This window comes from Saccharibacillus sacchari (assembly GCF_037722395.1).
GTDB lineage: Bacteria > Bacillota > Bacilli > Paenibacillales > Paenibacillaceae > Saccharibacillus > Saccharibacillus sacchari_A.
This window is the reverse complement of record NZ_JBBKAR010000026.1, coordinates 45,739-64,211: the sequence shown is the minus strand read 5'-3', so window position 1 is coordinate 64,211 and position 18,473 is coordinate 45,739. Positions and strand designations below refer to the sequence as shown.

Annotated in this window: 16 protein-coding genes, 1 pseudogene and 1 other annotated feature; of the genes and pseudogenes, 2 read left to right on the top strand and 15 right to left on the bottom strand. The window is 52.7% G+C overall.

Translation table 11 applies throughout. The annotated features are described in order from the left end of the window. Positions 1-106: 106 nt before the first annotated feature. The 12 genes from WKI47_RS07590 to WKI47_RS07535 all read right to left on the bottom strand — a co-directional run bounded on the left by WKI47_RS07590 (position 107) and on the right by WKI47_RS07535 (position 14,322). Positions 107-1,720: a polysaccharide biosynthesis protein gene (locus WKI47_RS07590; RefSeq protein WP_340226551.1), complete on the bottom strand. Its 1,614-nt coding sequence runs from the start codon at positions 1,718-1,720 to the stop codon at positions 107-109. A 45-nt stretch (positions 1,721-1,765) separates the two neighbouring features. Further along, the gene (locus tag WKI47_RS07585; RefSeq protein ID WP_340226712.1) at positions 1,766-2,245 is read right to left on the bottom strand and encodes a DUF456 domain-containing protein; all 480 of its coding nucleotides are present in this window, start codon (positions 2,243-2,245) and stop codon (positions 1,766-1,768) included. 39 nt (positions 2,246-2,284) lie between these two features. Continuing rightward, positions 2,285-3,115, bottom strand: coding sequence for a Cof-type HAD-IIB family hydrolase (locus tag WKI47_RS07580; protein ID WP_340226550.1), 831 nt, complete (start codon positions 3,113-3,115; stop codon positions 2,285-2,287). A gap of 169 nt (positions 3,116-3,284) precedes the next feature. Further along, positions 3,285-4,259, bottom strand: coding sequence for a Gfo/Idh/MocA family oxidoreductase (locus tag WKI47_RS07575; RefSeq protein ID WP_340226549.1), 975 nt, complete (start codon positions 4,257-4,259; stop codon positions 3,285-3,287). 215 nt (positions 4,260-4,474) lie between these two features. Next, positions 4,475-5,353: a metal ABC transporter permease gene (locus WKI47_RS07570; RefSeq protein WP_340226548.1), complete on the bottom strand. Its 879-nt coding sequence runs from the start codon at positions 5,351-5,353 to the stop codon at positions 4,475-4,477. Then, positions 5,350-6,294 carry a metal ABC transporter permease gene (locus WKI47_RS07565; RefSeq protein ID WP_340226547.1) on the bottom strand — a complete coding sequence of 315 codons (945 nt, stop codon included), beginning with the start codon at positions 6,292-6,294 and terminating at the stop codon, positions 5,350-5,352. Before WKI47_RS07565 ends, WKI47_RS07570 begins: the two co-directional genes overlap by 4 nt. Positions 6,295-6,358: 64 nt before the next feature. Continuing rightward, entirely contained in the window at positions 6,359-7,132 is a 774-nt protein-coding gene (locus WKI47_RS07560) for a metal ABC transporter ATP-binding protein (RefSeq protein WP_340226546.1), read from the bottom strand. Between the two features lie 33 nt (positions 7,133-7,165). After that, positions 7,166-8,113, bottom strand: a complete 948-nt coding sequence (locus tag WKI47_RS07555; RefSeq protein ID WP_340226545.1) for a metal ABC transporter solute-binding protein, Zn/Mn family — start codon at positions 8,111-8,113, stop codon at positions 7,166-7,168. 217 nt (positions 8,114-8,330) lie between these two features. Next, positions 8,331-10,373, bottom strand: coding sequence for a peptidoglycan D,D-transpeptidase FtsI family protein (locus WKI47_RS07550; RefSeq protein ID WP_340226544.1), 2,043 nt, complete (start codon positions 10,371-10,373; stop codon positions 8,331-8,333). A 147-nt stretch (positions 10,374-10,520) separates the two neighbouring features. Further along, on the bottom strand, positions 10,521-12,602 hold the full coding sequence (locus WKI47_RS07545) for a peptidoglycan D,D-transpeptidase FtsI family protein (RefSeq protein WP_340226543.1): 2,082 nt from the start codon (positions 12,600-12,602) through the stop codon (positions 10,521-10,523). A gap of 43 nt (positions 12,603-12,645) precedes the next feature. After that, on the bottom strand, positions 12,646-13,773 hold the full coding sequence (locus WKI47_RS07540) for a transglutaminase-like domain-containing protein (protein ID WP_340226542.1): 1,128 nt from the start codon (positions 13,771-13,773) through the stop codon (positions 12,646-12,648). 72 nt (positions 13,774-13,845) lie between these two features. Next, positions 13,846-14,322: an ATPase gene (locus tag WKI47_RS07535; protein WP_340226541.1), complete on the bottom strand. Its 477-nt coding sequence runs from the start codon at positions 14,320-14,322 to the stop codon at positions 13,846-13,848. Positions 14,323-14,491: 169 nt separating this feature from the next. Here WKI47_RS07535 and WKI47_RS07530 point away from each other — a divergent pair. Continuing rightward, positions 14,492-14,821: pseudogene (locus tag WKI47_RS07530) on the top strand (toprim domain-containing protein); the annotation flags it as partial. A 193-nt stretch (positions 14,822-15,014) separates the two neighbouring features. On the opposite strand, the gene cyoE reads toward WKI47_RS07530, so the two are convergent. Next, positions 15,015-15,941: a heme o synthase gene (gene cyoE / locus WKI47_RS07525; RefSeq protein ID WP_425355443.1), complete on the bottom strand. Its 927-nt coding sequence runs from the start codon at positions 15,939-15,941 to the stop codon at positions 15,015-15,017. 320 nt (positions 15,942-16,261) lie between these two features. Between cyoE and WKI47_RS07520 the strand changes: the two genes are divergently transcribed. Continuing rightward, positions 16,262-16,459 (top strand): hypothetical protein, encoded by a 198-nt coding sequence (locus WKI47_RS07520; protein ID WP_340226540.1) that lies wholly within the window; start codon positions 16,262-16,264, stop codon positions 16,457-16,459. Positions 16,460-16,545: 86 nt separating this feature from the next. Here the strand turns inward: WKI47_RS07520 and trpS are convergent, their stop codons facing one another. Both trpS and WKI47_RS07510 read right to left on the bottom strand, forming a co-directional pair. Next, complete coding sequence (trpS, locus tag WKI47_RS07515; protein ID WP_340226539.1) at positions 16,546-17,532, bottom strand: tryptophan--tRNA ligase; 987 nt, start codon at positions 17,530-17,532, stop codon at positions 16,546-16,548. 70 nt (positions 17,533-17,602) lie between these two features. After that, positions 17,603-17,840: a binding site (T-box leader), on the bottom strand. Between the two features lie 141 nt (positions 17,841-17,981). Beyond that, a complete protein-coding gene (locus WKI47_RS07510) occupies positions 17,982-18,389 on the bottom strand; it encodes an O-methyltransferase (RefSeq protein ID WP_340226538.1) in 408 nt (135 codons plus the stop codon). Positions 18,390-18,473: the final 84 nt, after the last annotated feature.

Below are 18,473 nucleotides of genomic sequence, written 5' to 3'. Positions count from 1 at the left end.
AACCTGACATGTAAAATGAACGACGGAAGAACGCAAAAAAGGCTTCCCGAAAAGGAAAAGCCTTTTTTGCGTAATTTTATACTTCTATTCGGTAAACGATTTACGCTCAACCGCGTTGCAAACGCATCAATGGACGCAACACTTTTTGCAGCGGGCGCGGATAGGTGCCCAACTCGTCGCGGCGGATAACCCGAAGCACGACCAGCAGCAGCAGATACATAGCCGGGACGATCACGCCAACCGCGGCGCAGGCGAGGAAGAAGGCTACACGCGGGTGCATAAATGCCGTCATCCAGCTACCCAGCTCGCTCAATCCGAAGCTTGCCGCCGAAATAAGGATGCAGGTCACGATAAATGCAGGCCAACGGTTGCCCAGTACCGAGAACGATACGATACCGCGCAGCGTATGCAGATTCAGCATCGTGATGACCAAGAAACAGACGCCGGTCATGCCCACGATTCCGTAGATGCCGAATACCGGGGCCAACGCCAAGCTGCCGACCAATTTGACGATGATCCCGATAGCAACATGAACCATCGAGCGTCGGGCCAAATTCATGCCGAGCAGCATCGAGTTGCTGACCATCATCGTGATTTGGAAAATGGTCCCGAGCGTCAGTACGGCAATGATACCTGCACCGTCCAGCGTACTGAACAACAGGCCATTGACCGAATAAGCGGCGAAGCCCAGAGCCAATACCATCGGCATCCCGGTCAATGTCGCGATCCGCATCGCCAACGTGATTTGCTGTTGCAAATGGTTTTCGTCTTTGCGGGCGAAAGCTGCGGAGATAATCGGAATCAGCGACGTGCTCAGCGCAATCGCGAGAATCGGCGGGATGCCCGCTACGCTTTGCGCGCGGCTGCCGAGAATACCGAGCTGCGCGGTTGCCAACGCGTCGCCGATCTGTCCGACCAACAGCGGCTTGACGATGGTCGTATCGATAAAGTTGATCGCGGGTACGGCCAGAGCCGACAGCACGATCGGAATCGATAATTTGAAGATATCGGCATAGATCCGGCTGAGCGGAATCGTTTGATCATGCCGATTGATGAGCGTGCGACCTTTTTTATGTTCGTTTTTGGACAGCTTCACCGAAGCCATCAGCATGATGCCGAACGCGCCCAGACTGCCGAGCACGCCGCCGAACGAAGCGCCGGCCGCGATCGTCGCGCCAGGCTGGTCCAACTGCAGCAAAATGTAGGCCAGCAGAATCGCCGTGAATACGCGCGCGATCTGTTCGACGATCTGCGATACGCCGCCGACCGCCATCATATTGCGTCCCTGGAAGTAGCCGCGCATCATCGCGATGGTCGGGAACAGGATCAACGCCGGGGCAAGAGCCCGAATAGCGGGAGCCGCTTCCGGAAGCTGAATCATCCGCGTATACCAAGGCGCGAAAATATACAAAGCCAGCGTTATCGCCACACCCATCATACCGGAGAACAGCAACGCCGCATAATAGATGCGCCCTGCTTCCTCCGGCCGATCCAGCGCATACCGCTCCGAGATCATTTTGCTCAGCGTGCTCGGAATACCCGCCGTCGCCACGGTCAGCAGCATCAAATAAACCGTATTGGCAGCGGTGAACGACGCGTTACCGATATCACCGAGCATATGCTCCAGCGGAACGCGCTGAACGAGACCCAGAACCCTGGCCACGAGCGCCGCCGCGGCCAGGATAAGCGTCCCTTTAACAAACGATTCCTTTTTGGACAAAACGAATTCCCTTCTTTCCCCCGTAAAAAGCCGTAAACGGCTTTCCTATACGATCCAGATGATGAAGATAACAATCATGATAATCTGCAAAATGCCTTTTACCAGCGTACTGCTGAGCAGGCCGACCAACGCGCCCCAGCCTGCTTTTAACGATTGCTTGAAGTCCGATCCGTGAATCAGTTCCCCGATCACCGCGCCGATAAACGGACCGAGGATCAGACCGAATGCCGGAATGGCGAAAGGCCCGATAATCAGACCTACGGTACTGAGTTGAATCGACAGCTTCGAACCGCCGAACTTTTTGGTCCCCCAGGCGCTCACCACATAATCGGCCACGATCAACGCGACGAAGATGACGGTCTGAATAATCCAGAACCAGACGGTAAGCTCGCTGAACGAGAAGAACCAGCCATACACGAAAAAGGCAAAATAAATCGCGACCGCGCCCGGCAGGATCGGAAAAATCAATCCCGCCATGCCCACGATAAACAGCGCGACGACCAGCACCCAACCCAAAATGTCCAATGCGACCATTCGCAGGCCCTCCTATGCTTTTTCTATACGTTACGCCGAAGGCTCGTCTTCCGGACGAGAAGCCGACGCAGCCGCTTTCGGTCCTGCCGCCGATTCTTCGTCTTCATCGAAAGCCATGCCGTCCAGCATATATTCGCGAATCACCTGCACGATGCCGTCTTCGTTGTTGCTGGCTACCGTGATATCCGCAAGCTCTTTGACCGCATCCTGAGCATTGCCCATCGCGACGCCGAGTCCTGCCGCTTGGATCGCCGCAATATCGTTCAGACTGTCGCCGACGGCAATCACTTGCTCCATCGTAATGCCGAGCAGATCGCACACTTGCTGAATCCCGCTGGCTTTGGAGATGCCGCCGGGGTTGATTTCCAGATTGTCCATCGACGAATTGGTGATCTGAAGCCCGCCCATATCCTGAAGTCGCATCAGGATATTGTGCAGCACGTCATGATCCTTCGTATTGTAACCAAACTTCAACCATTCTTGCTCTTCCGGATTTTCTGCCCAATGATCCCGGTTGTACAGCCGCTCCGTCGTGTACGCCCAGAACCAGACGCCGTACTCTTCCGCGATCGCGTGCATTTTGCGGATCAATTCCACATCCATCAGCGCGCGAAAATGCAGGTCATGCGGCGCTTTCCACACTTCGCTTCCGTTGACCGTCACCATAGGCGTCTCAAGCCCGAGTTCGACCGCGTACGGCAATGCGTGCATCGCCGCCCGGCCTGTCGACAAACAAACGTGGAAGCCTTCCTTGATCGCGCGACGTATCCATTTGGCCGTCTCCTCCGATACCTGATGGTCGTCGTTCAGCAGCGTCCCGTCCATATCGAGCGCAAGCAGCTTATAATCGTAACGTGTCATGTTTTACCCCTTTCCAAACGTGTTCACTCTCGCCATTCTATCATATTACCCTGTCAGCTCCAATGTGCGCACGGCGGCTTCAACAAGTCGTTTTCGGCATACTAAAAAGCCCTCCTTCGGTTTATATCGAAAGAAGGCTTGAGACGGCGATCGGGAAAACGGGATTCCGTTACAGCTTGATGCTGCGGCCGGTCAACGCGGATTGCAGGGCGGCGAACGTCACTTCCTGCGTTTTGCAGGCATCCGCATAGTCCGACAAAATACCCGACGTATCGCCGGTACGCAGCGCATGCAGGAAGGCTTGGGTCTGCTTCGCATAGGGGTCGCTCTCTTCGGCAAACACGCTCTCCTCATTCACCTTGGTCACCTTCAAATGGCCTGTCGTCCACTCCCATAACCCTTCGCGCGTGTAAAAGGATAGCCCGGCTTTACCGACTCCCGGAGGCAGCACGCAGGTGTTGGAGATATTCGCGACGGCGCCGGTTTTGAGCTTCAGTGTGACGGTTCCGATATCGTGGACATTCGTTTGCTCCCATTCTTCTTCCGGGAAACGGCTCGCGTATACGGCATGAACTTCCTCGACCTCGCCCGCCAGATGACGCAGCAGATCCACGATATGCGTCGTCTGTTCGATGAACTGGCCGCCGGATTTCTCTTGTCTGCGCCACCACTCCGCCTGCGGCATATCGCCCATCCACATGCCTGTCGCGATGCCGATCCGGCCCGGATGCAACGCTTCGCGAAGACGCTCCACATTATCCTGATACCGGAAATGGTAGCCGACGGACGTAATCAGATCCGGGGACTTCAGGCGCATAAATCCAAGAATATCCTGCGGTAGTTCGGCGTCCGTTCCAAGAGGCTTTTCAACCAGGAAAGGAATGCCCCGGCCGATCAACTCGCGCTCGATCTCGCCGTGCGCCATCGGCGGAACGCAGATATATACCGCATCCAGCACCTGAGCGTCCGCCATGTCGGTTACGCTTTCATAACCGGGCGCATCGTAGCGGATACCGAATACGTCCCCCTTGTTTTTGCTGCTGCCGACGATCCCCGCGATTTCGACGTCTTCGATTCCGGCCAGCAAATCTGCGTGTTTCCCTGCAAACCAACCTGTGCCCACGATTCCGATTCTCAGCGTCATGTGCCTCATCCCCTCTTCTGTCCGCCGTCCGATCCGGCGCTTCTCCTTACTAGATTACCATGATTTTTCCGTAAAAATCCACTCGTGAAGGGCTATGAAAACTATTCGTTAGGGAGGCTTGAGCGGCTGCGGGAGAAATTACAAGCATAGGCTTCCCCCCCGCCGAAGTCACTTTCGAAAGCAACTTCAATTCATATACAATCGAACCTTGCCGCTTACACGGCTTGAGCGGTATTGCGTCTGCGGGCGAAACGGGCGATCAGGCCGTTTTTTGGGGCCAGGATTAGAGCCAGGATGAACAGGATGCCGGCTACGGACACGATACAGCCTGCGATAGACGCATCGAGTGCGTAGGAGATAAGATACCCGGCTACGGCGGACACGATGCCTACGGCTACGCTGAGTCCGATCATAACGCCGAGGCGGTTGGTCAACAGGTAGGCGGTTGCGGCCGGGATGATCAGCATGCCAACGACGAGAATCGCGCCTACGCTTTCGAACGAAGATACGGCTGTCATGGAGACCATGCCCATCAGCAGGTAATGGAACAGCAGGACCGGAATTCCGCAAGCAACGGCCATAGCCGGATCGAATGCGCAGATTTTGAATTGTTTATAAAAGAGTCCGAGCAGCAGCAGGATCACGGTTAACGTAATGCCCAGCATCCATACGGCTCTCGGGCCCATGTCGGTACCTCCAAGGGTCCAGGTGTCCCACGGCACGTACGCGATTTCGCCGAACAGCACGCAGTCCAGATCCAGGTCGATATGCTGCGCGTTCAAGCTGATCAGCAGCACGCCGACGGCGAATAGCGCGGTAAAAACGATCCCGATCGAAGCGTCGGATTGCAGGCCGGACGTTTGCAGCGTTTGGATCAGGAAAACGGTCAGCAGACCGAATGCCGTGGCGCCGAGCAGCATCCACATGGAATCGCGCGTGCCGCTCATCAGGAACGCGATCGCGATCCCCGGCAATACGGCATGGCTGATCGCGTCGCCGACCAACGCCATCCGGCGAAGAATCAGGAAACAGCCCAGGATCGAGCAGGTGCTCGCAACCAATACGGCGGTCAGGATAATCCAAAAGTCCATCATTTTTGCGAGCCTCCTTCCGCAGCATTCAGCGCGCCGCGCTCGGCCGAGCGGGCATAATCGGCTTTGAGATTGCGATGGCGGAGCGTTTTGGACAAAAGCCCTCTTCCCGGAGCCAATAGCAGCGACAGCACGAACAGAAGAGTAGCGGCAAGCACCGTTACGGGGCCTGTCGGAATGCCTTCGCCAAGCGTGCTGATCGCCGCGCCGGAAGCGCCGCTAAGCGCACCAAATACTCCGGCATAAGCCAGCATGACCGGCAAGCGATCCGTCCAATAACGTGCCGCGGCGGCAGGCGTAATAAGCAGCGCCGCTACAAGGACGACACCGACAGCCTGAATTCCGGCTGCCACCGCGACTGTAGTGAGAATCAGCATGGCATGTTCCAATAACCCGACAGGTAAACCAATGCCGCGCGCGAACCCCGGATCGAAGCTGATCAGCTTGAATTCTTTGAACAATAGCATGGCGGCTACGACCAATAACACCGATACGCCCATCAGAATATAGACGTCGCTGGTCACCATCGCGGCGGCTTGGCCGAACAGATACTTATCCAGACCACTTTGACTGCCGCTGCCGCTATGCTGGATATGCGTGAGCATAACCGTGCCGACGCCGAAAAAAAACGTCAGCACAATGCCCATGGCGGCGTCGGATTTGATCTTCGTCCAGCGCGTAATCGCACTGACGCAGAAAACGGCGGCGATCCCCGCGACCAGCGCGCCGATAAGGAAAAGGGACGCCGATTTTACTTCATGCAGCATAAAGGCGATACAAACGCCTGGCAATGCCGCGTGCGCCAACGTATCGCCGAGCAAGCTTTCCCGGCGTAAAAAGGTAAAGCTGCCGATGACCCCGCTGCCCAACCCCAGAAGCGTGCAGCCCATCAGAATCCAGCGCGTATTCGGATCGCTCCACAGCGAAATCAGCCAATCGAGCATCGTTGTTTCCCCCTTACTCGTCGAAGTTTGCCTGTTTCGGATATCAACTTCTTTTGCCGCCTCGTCATTGTTTGACCAGCGCTTCCCGGCCGTTCGAACTGACGATCGCCAGTTTACCGCCATAGGTCTCGTGCAGCAGCTCCGGTGTGAACGTCGTCTCCACCGGACCGGCCGCGATTAATTTTTTATTCAACAACAGCACATGGTCAAAATATTCTTCAACGGTAGACAGATCGTGATGGACGACCAGCACGGTCTTGCCTGCCCGCTTCAATTCACTCAATAACGCAATAATGGCCTTCTCCGTCGCGGCATCGACGCCTGCGAACGGCTCGTCCATGAAATACAGATCCGCTTCCTGCACCAACGCGCGAGCCAGAAAGACCCGTTGCTGCTGGCCGCCGGACAATTGGCTAATCTGCCGTCTGGCGAAGTCGGCCATGCCTACCTTGTCGAGCGTGCTCATCGCCAACTCTTTTTCTTTGCGTCCGGGACGCTTGATCCAGCCCAGATGACCGTAACGGCCCATCATGACCACGTCGAGCGCATCCGTCGGGAAATCCCAATCCACCGATTCGCGCTGCGGAACGTAACCGACGCGGCTGCGCATCTTTTTATACGTGTCTCCGTAGATCGCTACCGCCCCCGAGATCGAAGGCACCAGACCCAGTACGGCTTTGAGCAGCGTTGATTTTCCTGCACCGTTCGGTCCGATCAACGCGACCAGTTTGCCCTCGGGAAGCGTAAAGCTCACGTCTTCGACCACCGCTTTGCGCTGATAAGCTACGGTAATGCCCGATACGGTGAGAGGTGCAGCCGCTGTAGTTTCCTTTTTCATCGTCGTTCCTCCTTGTCTCGATCCGCTGAAGTTTTATTTCAATGCTTCCGCAATCGTATCCGTATTATGTCGAATCATGCCGATATACGTGCCCTCGTCCGTACCCGGCTCGCCCATCGCGTCCGAGAATAGCTCGCCGCCGATCGTCACGTCGTGTCCCTGCTGTGCTGCTCCAGCCACGATCGCCTGCATGGAGCGTGCGGGGAGACTCGATTCGACGAACACGGCTTTGATATTGCGTTCAACCAGATAGTCGCGCAGCGCGCTAACGTCTCGGGCTCCGAACTCGGCTGCCGTACTGATGCCTTGCAACCCTACGACTTCGACTTCATAAGCCTTGCCAAAGTAACCGAAAGCATCATGAGCCGTTACCAGCACCCGCCCTTCCGCCGGAATCTCCAACATGCGCTCACGCACGTAAGCATCCAGTTCTTTTAGCTCGTTCAAATAACGTTCGCCCTGCTTCCGATAAGCCTCGGCGTTGGCCGGATCTTTCTCGATCAGGGTATCGCGAACCGTTTCCGCCGCAATGGTCCACAGATCGACGTTGAACCAGACATGCGGATCGAACTCGCCTGTCTCCTCCGAGCCGATCAGTCGATCTCTCGGCATGTCGTCGGTTACGGCAACAACAGTCTTCTGCGCAGCCATTTTGACAAGAACCCGCTCCATATTGCCTTCCAGATGCAGTCCTCCGTAAAAGACGACCGCCGCTCGGTCCAGCTTGCGGATATCGCCTTGCGATGCTTTGAACAAATGCGGGTCTACGCCGGGTCCCATCAGCGTCGTGACTTCAACATGCTCGCCGCCGATCTCTCTGGCCGCATCTCCGATCATGCCCGTTGTGGCCGTGACCAGCAGCTTGCCGTCCTCGCTGACGCCCTGGGCGCTTCCGTTACCCGAGCAGCCGGCCAATACAAGCACCAGCATCACGCAAAGCAGTCCCCACAAGCTACCTGTTTTGTTTGCACGTGCGTTCATGCGATCCTCCTCCCTGATCAATCACCAATTTTTCTCTGTAAATTTTTCCATACGCTAAATTGTTTTATTCATGACTTTTTATTTGTCTTTACTAACAATGTTTCCTTAGGGCAAATTTTAAAATAAAAAAAGGGAAAACGCAAGTCTGCTCCGACATGAATGCTAAAAACATAAAAAAGCCCGCTTTCCCAAAGGAAGCAGGCTGCATATCAAGCTTTTACTCGCCGTCCGTCGTCGCTTCGCCTTCCGCCGCGTTTTCTTCCGCTTTCGGCGTGCCGTCCAGACCGTAAACTTTGTCATACGAGTCAAAAATGGCTCTGGCGATCGGCGCCGCGCTTTCGGAACCGAAACCGCCTTCCGGCACCATGACGGCGACAGCCAGTTTCGGATTTTCGCGAGGCGCGTAAGCGATAAAGACGCCATTGTCGAAAAAGTTCGGCGCGGTGCCTTGCGTGGACGTACCGGTTTTACGGGCGAAATCGTAAGCGAAATCGCCAAAGGAATCGTCGACTTTCGTATTCATGCCTCTTTTGATCGCGTTCCAATATTCTTCGGGCAGGTCGACTTTGTTGATAACGGTCCTAGTCGTCTCTTCAACGGTTTCCCCTGTTGCAGGATCGGTAATTTTGCTGACGAGGCGCGGCTGAACGCGCGAACCATGATTCGCTAGCATGGCCGTATACTGAGCCAACTGAATAGCGGTGTATTTTCCTTTTTGACCAAACGATGCATAAACCATTCGGGAAAGCGTGCTGCTACCGTCGGCATCATTGAAGTAATCTCCCGCTCCAACCCATTCTCCCGGCAAATCTACTCCAGTTCTGACACCTAATCCAAATTCTTTCATATGCTTGTCCCATACGTTCAAAGATTCTATTCCGTCACGGTTATATAACGGTTCGCCGATTTTCTTGACCATAAATGTATTCGAAGAACGCTCAATCGCGGTAACGGGATTTAAAAAACCGTACGGATGGCTGCCCGCGTTACGAATTTTATCGTCGCCTTTCCCATATTCGGCGATTCCCGTATCTTCGTATCCGGTGTTAAGCGTGATCAATCCCTCTTGAAGTCCGACCAATACGCTCAGCGGTTTTATGGTAGAACCAAGATATACAACGGATTCCGCATTTTTGCCTGTATTGCTTGTCGGTTTAGAGCGGATCGCCCCGTTGAGATAATAGTATTCGACCGCTTTGGAGTCAGTTTCGCTGATCGAGCCTGTTCGATATACATTAGCGTCGAAATCCGGCATGTTGGCCATCGCGACGACTTTGCCGGTATCGATCTCCATCGCAACCGCCGAAGCCGAAATGGCCTTCGGAAGCTTCGCTAACTGTTTGCTCATTGCGTCTTCCGTATCCATTTGCACCGTTTTGTTGATCGTGCTCCAAATATCGTTGCCTTTGACCGGAGGAACTACTTCTTCCACGCCTTGCGCCGTATTCTGCGCGGAAACGCCTATCTTTCGATACCCGTTTTTGCCGCGAAGTTGCTCTTGGTATTGCTGTTCCAACCCGTAGTAACCTACATTCTCGCTTTCGGTATACATCAACCCCTGATCTTTCTGTGTGCTCAAACCGGCTTTGATATCTTTGTAAAAATCGATGCCGAAGTCCGGGTCCAGCACGGAGCCGAAACGCTTAACGTAACCGACGGTTTGTACCGCAACGGTATCGGAATCGTAACGCCGGGAAGTTTCTTCTACGACATCGAAAGTCAGAATCCCTTTATATTTATTTTTGTTTTCTTTGAAATACGCAATTTCATCTTCACTGAGATCGGTTTTGGCAAGCCTCTGTGAATACCCGAAATTTTTCTCGTTTTTCACATCAAGTTGCTTAACCTTGATCCATTCTTCAAATGTCGGATTTTGTACGGTTGACTTACCTTTTTCATCAAAAGTGACCAAAATCTCTTTCAATACTTCATCGAGCTTTGGCCTATTTTTCAAACCTTCGCCCTTGCTGAAATCTTGTTCGAGCGTGATATACAGAGATTGAGTCGGTTCCGAATAAGCAAGCTTTGCTCCGTCCGCCGAGAAAATGGTCCCCCGCACCGGCTTCATCGGGATATCCTGAGTCGCACGCTCTTCGGCTTCCGCCTGGATCTTCGGTGCTTCCACGAACTGCAAAGCCGCAGTCCGTATAATGATAACCGCAAACACAACAAACACCACGAAAAAGAACAGGCTCATTCGCACGCCGAAGCTTCTGCGCTTGCGGTGATCGTCCCGTTCTTCTTTGGATAAAATCTTCATCTTTGCCTCCTCGATTAACCTTGAACGGAAAAAACGCCCTTAGAAAGAGCGTTTTTCCGCCGGTTCCGAATTTGATTCCTTCGTATCGGTTTTGGGTTGTCGTTACTTTTTAAACGCGCTGTTCGGAAACTCCGTTACGCACTACGATTAAGGATTTTGCCCGGCTTCCGCTTCGGTGCCTTCGATCGGCGTTCCGTCTTCGTTCAACTGCTGCTGCGTCTTTTTAGGCACGCCATCCAAGCCGTATTCGTAATCGTACGCGTCGAAGATTTTGCGCGCGATCGGCGCCGCGCTTTGCGAACCGAATCCGCCTTCCGGCACGACGACCGCGACGGCGAGTTTCGGGTTTTCGCGCGGAGCGAAAGCAATAAATACGCCGTTATCAATATCCGTTCCACGAATATGTTGAGTGGAAGTACCTGTTTTACGGGCAAAATCATAAGGGAAATCATCGAAAGTACCTTCTAACGTAGTATCCATGCCTTTTTGAATCAAATCCCAATACTCGTCCGAATACTCCGCCGTATTCAATACTTCGCGTTTCGCTTTATAAACCTCTTCGCCTTTGGAATTCGTGATTTTATCAACTATATGCGGTTGGAGTCGATCTCCGCGATTAGCTAACATCGCTGTATATTGGGCTAATTGCAACGTTGTATATTTGCCTTGCTGGCCGAAAGAAGAGTAAGCCATGCGCGTTAGCAAACTTTCTTTGGTGTTTGTATAGTCCATCGTCCCTGCTTGTTCGCCTGGCAGATCGACTTTAGTGAGAACGCCGAGTCCGAACTCTTTCATGTGTTCATCCCAAATATTAATAACGCCGGAACCGTATTTATTTAACAAAAGCTTTCCGACCTTATCAATCATGAATGTATTGGAAGATTCTTTAATGGCCGTTCGTGGATTAATTTCGCCCAAATAATGACCGCCTGCATTTTTGATGCCTTTTTTATCCCATTCGTTGAGATACGTTATTCCCCTATCAAAATAATAAGTAGATGGACTAAACAAGCCTTCTTTCAAACCGATCAGAACGGAAAGGGGCTTGATCGTCGATCCCATGTAAACAACGGATTCCGCTTTATTTCGTTGATCGTCAGGAGCTTTAGCCCGAATCGTACCGTTAATATACAGATTCTCGATCTGATTATAATTATCCGCCGAGATACTGCCCGTATTGTAGTAATTGGCATCGAAATCCGGCATGCTTGCCATAGCTACTACATTACCCGTATCGACTTCCATAGCTACCGCAAATCCGGTCGACACGTAAGGATGTGTAGAACGAAGCGTCTGGATTTGATTCGAGATCGCTTTTTCCGTTTCGGTTTGAACATATTTGTTAATGCTCATCCAAACGTCGTTGCCTTTTTCCGGCGGTACGATTTCTTCGGTTCCGCCTTCTTTGGCCATACTTTGCGGAGTGATTTCGATCCGTTTGTATCCGTTTTTGCCTCGAAGCTCTTCTTGATACTCCTGTTCCAGACCATAATAACCAACGATTTCATCTTCCAAATATTGAACAGTCGGATCGGGAGAAGTCGTTTGATTTTTATAGATCGTTTGATAGAAAGGGAAATTTTTATTTTCTCGAACCGATTTGAACTTGGATAAATATCCTACCGTTTGGACGGCTACAGAATCGGTGTCGTACTCCCGATTCGTTTCCTCCACAACCTCAAGCGTCAGGATGCCTTTGAATTCATTTTTATGCTCTTTGAAATAAGCGACTTCCGCTTCGTTCAAATCCATTTTGATCTTGCGCGGCATATAGCCGTAATGCTTGATATTTTCCAAATCCAGCCGATCGCGGCCCAGCATCTCTTCCAGCGTCGGCTGTTCTCCGCCCGGATTCAGCTCCTGGAATTTGGCGAGCAGCTCGTTAACGACTTTTTTGAGCTCGGGACGGTTTTGCAAACCTTTTTCGTCGCTGTTCGAGTAATTTTTCAGCGGCGTCGCGTACAGCGTCTGCGTGGACGTCGAATACGCGATCGGCACTTTATCCGCCGAATAAATCGTTCCCCGCACCGGCTGCATCGGAATATCCCGCGTCACGCGGCTGACCGCTTCTTCCTTCAGTTCCGGTCCTTCGACGAACTGAAGCATCGCGGTCCGTACAATGATGACGGAGAAAATAGCAAATACACTGAAGAAAAATAAATTAAGCCGGATTCCGAAGCTTCGCTGACGGCGCATTTCGTTTTCTTTTTCTTTGTCCTGGACTTTCATGGGCGCCTCCTCTTGATGTTCCTAAAGCCTGATGAGAGCATGCCTATAACACGCTCTGCTTGATATGGGTATCGGCAAAATCCTCGCGGTCGAACCAGTCTCCTCCGGACGCCCACGTCGGATCGAGTTCGATCCAGCGGTCTTCTCCGGCGTTGTATACCTCGTTCCATGCGTGAGGCCCGTAACCTCCTTGTCCGTCTGCGCCCAATCCGGTCACGACACGGACTTGCAGCCCGACGGATCGAGCCATTACTGCGTACAGACGCGCATAGTCAATGCACACACCCAGCCCCGTATCATAGGTGTCACGCGGCGTTTGTTCTTTCCAGATACCTTTATTCTCATAATTATCGACTTTGTCGTAATCGTATTGAATCCGGCTTCCGACCCAATCGTACAGCTTCTTGGCTTGGTCCATATCGCTGCCCGATCCTGCGACCTTAACCGCTGTCTGAGCGATGTCGGCTGGAATATTCCGGTCGATCGCATCGTACTTTTGCCGAAGAATGCCGTCCAATTCCGCCGTTGCGGATGCCGTGAGCACCGGAAGCTTCTGCGTTATCCATTCGCCAGCCGCCGGCTGAAATACCTTTTGCGCCGTATATCGATAAGCCGGTGACGTCTCTGCATACCGGCTGAGCGGACTTCCCGGCCATACGGAGGAAACGGTAAACAGCAGCGCCAGCAGCAGCAAGCTTCTCCATGCTCCGGCGATCAGACCCAGTCCGGCTCCGCCCAGTCGGTCCGCGAATGCCCCGCTTTTCCGGCGTTTGCCTTTTTTCTTGGGAGCCGCTTTCGTCGGTATGCGCCATCTGCCCAACAACGATAACGCCAACAAGCAAATCGGATAAATAAGCAGGAACAACAGCGCGATGCGTAGCAATGCGAAGTCCGTAATAAATCCCAGCAACGCATATCCGGCTGATTTCCATTGCGGAAGTTCGCCGGAAGGCATGGCGAGCAGTGTGCGATCCGCCCAATCCCGCGCATAGGGCGAGAGCCAACCGGCCAACAGCAATGCGGCCAAAATGCCCAATACGCGAAGCAATAGGCGGCTGAACATCGAACCTAGTCCGGCTGCCGTCCGGCGCGTTCCCAGAAAGGCTCCCCGAAGCACGGACAATAGCAGCACCGCCAGTAACACCAGAGTTATCACGTCCACGCTCGGCATTTTTCCACCTCCCGAATATTGGACGTCCCTGCTGCCAAAATTCCCTGCTGTTCAGGCATCTTTTTCTCCATCTTACTTACTTCGGGCCTGCGCGGCGCGAATGAGCGCGTTCACTTGCTCCCCGCGCTCCCATTCGCCAAGCGATACGCCGCGATACGTCACTTCGACGCTCGTGGCATTCGGCTTGCCTTCAAGCTTCAGACTTGTCGTCTGAACCACGAAAGAACCGTCTTCGCCTCGTTTGAATGTGGCCTCGGCAGATTCTTCTTTCAACATTTTCAGTGCTTCGCCTTGAAGCTTTGCCACCGCTTCGTCTTTCACACTGGTTACCGTATTCTGAATTTGATCAAGCGATACGCCACTGTACACGATCAGCGCTACAACAATGACGATCGCGATCGCCCATTTTATCATCGTTTTGACTACGTTGATAACCAGTAGCACCGCTACCAGCGCAATCAGAAGAATCAGCCAGTTTTGCCTGACGAATTCGATCCACACTTCCGTATTCAACAGGACAGTTCCTCCGTTCTCCACGTTCGTTTGCATGCAGGCTGCGCCCCTCTTTTTCGGCAAGCTGCACGCTTTTCAATTATACAGGATAAAAAGGCCCTCTGTCAGCTTTCGCCGTTTTGTCACGACCTCTTTTGCAATCTCTTCCCGACATCGCTACACTTAGTTAAAAACCCCGTTACGGATCTCAGGAGGCGAACTGCGTATGTCGATCACCGTGATCGTGGAAGGCAAGAATGATCGGAGCAAGCTGCGTCGGCTTTTGGACGATGAGGTTCAAATCCTTTGTACGTTCGGCACGCCGAATTCCGCAAGGCTGGAGTCTTTATATAAGGAAGCGAAAGACGACGAGGTTTATCTTTTTTTGGATAACGACTCATCGGGGCGGAAAATCCGTGCGTTGCTGTCCGACCTTTTCCCGGATGCGGATCATCTCTATACAAGACGCGGTTACGCGGGTGTCGAAGGTACGCCGGACGAATACGCCGTGCAGCAGCTTGAAAAGACGGATTTGCAAGAGTTCATTCTGTATCCCGAGGAAATGCTGCGCTCCCAGCCCGAAGAAGAAAAAGAACGTCGGCGCGCCGCTCTGGACGGACGCGGGAAGCGCTCGTAATAAATCGGTGTCCGCACTTTCGGTTCATCGCCCGGCGTTGCCGCATCCACACGAATAAAGCCGTCGCCCGTCCCCAAAAAGAGACGAACAACGGCTCACTCGATACCTTGACTCAATGTGCGGTATCGATAATCATCAACAAGAACGTAACCATCATATAATAGATCGAATACATGAACACTTTTTTGCCCCAGGCATCCGGATCTTGACCTTTCGCCAGTCCTTTGACCGCGAAGAACAACCACAGTACCGTGATCGCGATCGAAGCTACGGTGAAGATCATGCCGACGTAGCCGTAAGCGTACATCAGAATCGGCACGGGCAGCAGCAACACGATGTAAGGCAGCATCTGCCATTGCGTGCGGCGAATGCCTTTGACGACCGGGAGGATCGGGAAGCCTGCTGCGCGATATTCTTCGACGCGGCGAATACCGAGTGCCCAGAAGTGCGGCGGCTGCCACAGGAACATCCAGAGGAACAGCAGAACGGCGCCCATATCGATCGTATTCGTCACGGCCACGTAACCGATCACCGGCGGCATCGCACCGGAAATTCCGCCGAGCGACGTGCTCCAAGTTGAGGTACGTTTCAGCCACATCGTGTAAAGCACGACGTAAGCGAACATACCGATGGCTCCGCAAATTCCGGTCAGGACTCCACAAAATGCAAACAGAATAGCCAGGCCAAGCACACCCAGCACAATCCCGTACGTCAGAACGACATTCGGGGCAATCTTGCCTGTCGGCAGCGCCCGGTTCTTCGTACGCTCCATCTTGGTATCCATCTCGCGGTCGAGATAGTTGTTAAATACGCCCGATGCGCCGACAATCAGCATCGTTCCTGCCAGTGTGAAGAGAAGATTCAACCAGTCGATGTTCCATTGCGAAGCCAACCAGAAGCCGGCCAGCGTCACAAACAGATTCGAGCGTAGAATGCCCGGCTTTGCAAGCGTCAAAAAGTCTCTCCAGGTCACCCGCGTCTCTACGGATTCCGATACGGGAGAGGCTTCCGAGGCTACATAGTTCAGTGGTTTGCTCACGTGCTTACTGCCTCCTTTTGCGTTCCGATCCGCACTTTTCTATTCATGCGGCATATTGGGGTAGTTACGATAAAAACTAAAATCGACTTCAAATAAGCCGAGAAAAGGTATCGCTATGAAATTTATCATATCAAAGGCCTTTCCGATTGCCAACGATTCCATAAACAAGTTCGATAATTTGACAATTTCATGAGTTTTTCATGGCTTTCACAAAAAAAGATGTGGAATTTTTTCGGAAAACGGGTACAGCTCAAAGGAAGAAATTTTGGATTTTTGTTAACCAAATAAGGTATACTAAAAAGAAAAACGGAGGTTATCCGATGAATAAAGGTCTTGCCCTATGGTTTGCGGTATCTTCGATGGCCCTGGTTACGCTGAGCGCGATCCTGATTAATGAAAGCGCCTGGCTGGCATTGGGTGTCGGTCTTGTTGCCGTGCTGAATATCGGTTGGGGCTTTGTCACCAAAGTGCGTATCCAGCGCAAAACAGGCAATGTGCCGCCGAATTCCGCCCATTGATTTGAAAGCGATCCCAACCGCATAACCTGTGAGTATGAAAAAAGCAGCTTCGCCCTTACTATCGGCAAAGCTGCTTTTTATCGTGATTACGACCTAGGCAAAAACCCCATCCGATCGCGCACGCCTTTCATGGTTTCTTCCGCGACCGCTTCCGCACGTTCTGCGCCTTTAGCCAGAATGCGTGCGATTTCGCCGGATTCGCGGATTTGGTGGTAACGCTGCTGCAAAGGTTCCAACACGGAAACCACCGCTTCTCCCAATTCCTTTTTGAACGCACCGTACATTTTGCCTTCAAAATGAGCTTGGACTTGATCCAGCGTCATTCCCGTGCATTCCGCGTAGATGCCCATCAGATTGCTGACTTCCGGTTTTTCGGCCGGATCGTAACGAACCTCGCCGCCCGAATCGGTCGTTGCGCGGTTCAGCTTTTTACGAATCACGTCCGGCGGATCGAGCAAAGCGATGTAGCTGCCTGCATTCGCATTGCTCTTGCTCATTTTTTTCGAAGCGTCATCCAATCCCATGACCCGAGCGCCGACTTTAGGGATATACGGCTCCGGCACGGTAAAGAAGTCGCCGTAACGAGCGTTGAAGCGTCCGGCCAGATCGCGAGTCAGCTCCAAATGCTGCTTCTGGTCTTCGCCGACCGGTACAAGATCCGCCTGATACAGCAGAATATCGGCCGCCATCAGCGAAGGATATACGAACAAGCCGGCTCCAACCGAACTTTTGCCATCCGACTTGTCCTTGAACTGAGTCATACGTTCCAATTCGCCCATCCCGGTCAGCGTCGTCATCAACCAGCCCAATTCGGCATGCTGACGCACATGGGACTGCATGAAGATATTCGACTTTTCCGGATCGATGCCTGCCGCCGCATACAGCGTCGCTACCGATTCCGATTGCTCGCGCAGTGCCGCAGGATCTTGGGGAACCGTAATGGCATGCAGATCAACCACCGAGAAAAAACACTCATAATCATGCTGAAGCGCAACGAAGTTTTTAATCGCGCCGATATAGTTACCGATTGTCAATTGACCGCTTGGCTGAATGCCTGATAGTACTTTTTTCATAACGTTACATGCCTCCAATTGTTGTTTACTCCTGGTCATAAAAGCCGAAAAACGCAAAAAGGCCCCGTCCGCAAGGGACGTGAGCCGTGGTGCCACCCTTATTTATCGGTAGAATTCATGCCTGCAACCGATCTTCACTGCTCCGATAACGGGAAGCGAGCCCGGCCAGCCTATTTTGGAGGTTCGATCCCCATTTCAGCATGGCACTCCGAGGTCCATTCGACAGATGCGTCTTCACTGGCTTGCATCGACCGCCAGCTTTCTGTAGAACACTGCACCCGTTTACTTGTCCTCATCATAGCGTTTCGCCGGGCGTACGCCCGATGCTATTTGTTCCCCATCATACAAGTCGCGTAAAGTTTTTGTCAATCTATCCGACGTGTACAGGCTTGCTGCCGATGCGCATCCAGCTCCCTTTCCGGATACGCATCTTTCTCCATAAACGCTTGTTAAGAAAGCTCAGAACGAACTTCCTTGTAAGCAGGCTTTGGATAGCGAATCATGCTGCTGGCCATATTGTAGTTCGACTCGAACTGGGCATCCACCATAATTGCGGCTTTGCGGATAGCAAAATCATAATTGATCTCGCCGTGCGTCCAGCTTTTCTTGTAATTGAGCGACTCGATCGCCATATTGCGGAAGGTACGAATCTGTTGTTCATTCAATCCATGCTCCGGACCTTCGACATGACCGTCACGTCCCGCAAGCGGCGTATGACGAATGCCAAATTTACCTACGACATTATTACGGATCTGGATGAACAACGTACCTGCTTCAAGCCCGGACAACTCTTCGCTCAATTCCTTGAATACGATATCAAGCTGTCTGGGAAGCGAATATTCATTAACGACAAACATGCTAGTCCCCCTCATAAGTAACACCTGAATACGTGCAGTGTTTAGCCTTTTATACCGGTATGTAGCGCTTAAGTCTCATTATAA

What these genes read in the sequence shown, in the direction of transcription:
- WKI47_RS07580 (WP_340226550.1), bottom strand. Translation starts at nt 3,115, where the DNA reads ATGACACGTTACGATTATAAGCTGCTTGCGCTCGATATGGACGGGACG.
- WKI47_RS07575 (WP_340226549.1), bottom strand. Translation starts at nt 4,259, where the DNA reads ATGACGCTGAGAATCGGAATCGTGGGCACAGGTTGGTTTGCAGGGAAA.
- WKI47_RS07570 (WP_340226548.1), bottom strand. Translation starts at nt 5,353, where the DNA reads ATGATGGACTTTTGGATTATCCTGACCGCCGTATTGGTTGCGAGCACC.
- WKI47_RS07565 (WP_340226547.1), bottom strand. Translation starts at nt 6,294, where the DNA reads ATGCTCGATTGGCTGATTTCGCTGTGGAGCGATCCGAATACGCGCTGG.
- WKI47_RS07560 (WP_340226546.1), bottom strand. Translation starts at nt 7,132, where the DNA reads ATGAAAAAGGAAACTACAGCGGCTGCACCTCTCACCGTATCGGGCATT.
- WKI47_RS07555 (WP_340226545.1), bottom strand. Translation starts at nt 8,113, where the DNA reads ATGAACGCACGTGCAAACAAAACAGGTAGCTTGTGGGGACTGCTTTGC.
- WKI47_RS07550 (WP_340226544.1), bottom strand. Translation starts at nt 10,373, where the DNA reads ATGAAGATTTTATCCAAAGAAGAACGGGACGATCACCGCAAGCGCAGA.
- WKI47_RS07545 (WP_340226543.1), bottom strand. Translation starts at nt 12,602, where the DNA reads ATGAAAGTCCAGGACAAAGAAAAAGAAAACGAAATGCGCCGTCAGCGA.
- WKI47_RS07540 (WP_340226542.1), bottom strand. Translation starts at nt 13,773, where the DNA reads ATGCCGAGCGTGGACGTGATAACTCTGGTGTTACTGGCGGTGCTGCTA.
- WKI47_RS07535 (WP_340226541.1), bottom strand. Translation starts at nt 14,322, where the DNA reads ATGCAAACGAACGTGGAGAACGGAGGAACTGTCCTGTTGAATACGGAA.
- WKI47_RS07520 (WP_340226540.1), top strand. Translation starts at nt 16,262, where the DNA reads ATGAATAAAGGTCTTGCCCTATGGTTTGCGGTATCTTCGATGGCCCTG.
- trpS (WP_340226539.1), bottom strand. Translation starts at nt 17,532, where the DNA reads ATGAAAAAAGTACTATCAGGCATTCAGCCAAGCGGTCAATTGACAATC.
- WKI47_RS07510 (WP_340226538.1), bottom strand. Translation starts at nt 18,389, where the DNA reads ATGTTTGTCGTTAATGAATATTCGCTTCCCAGACAGCTTGATATCGTA.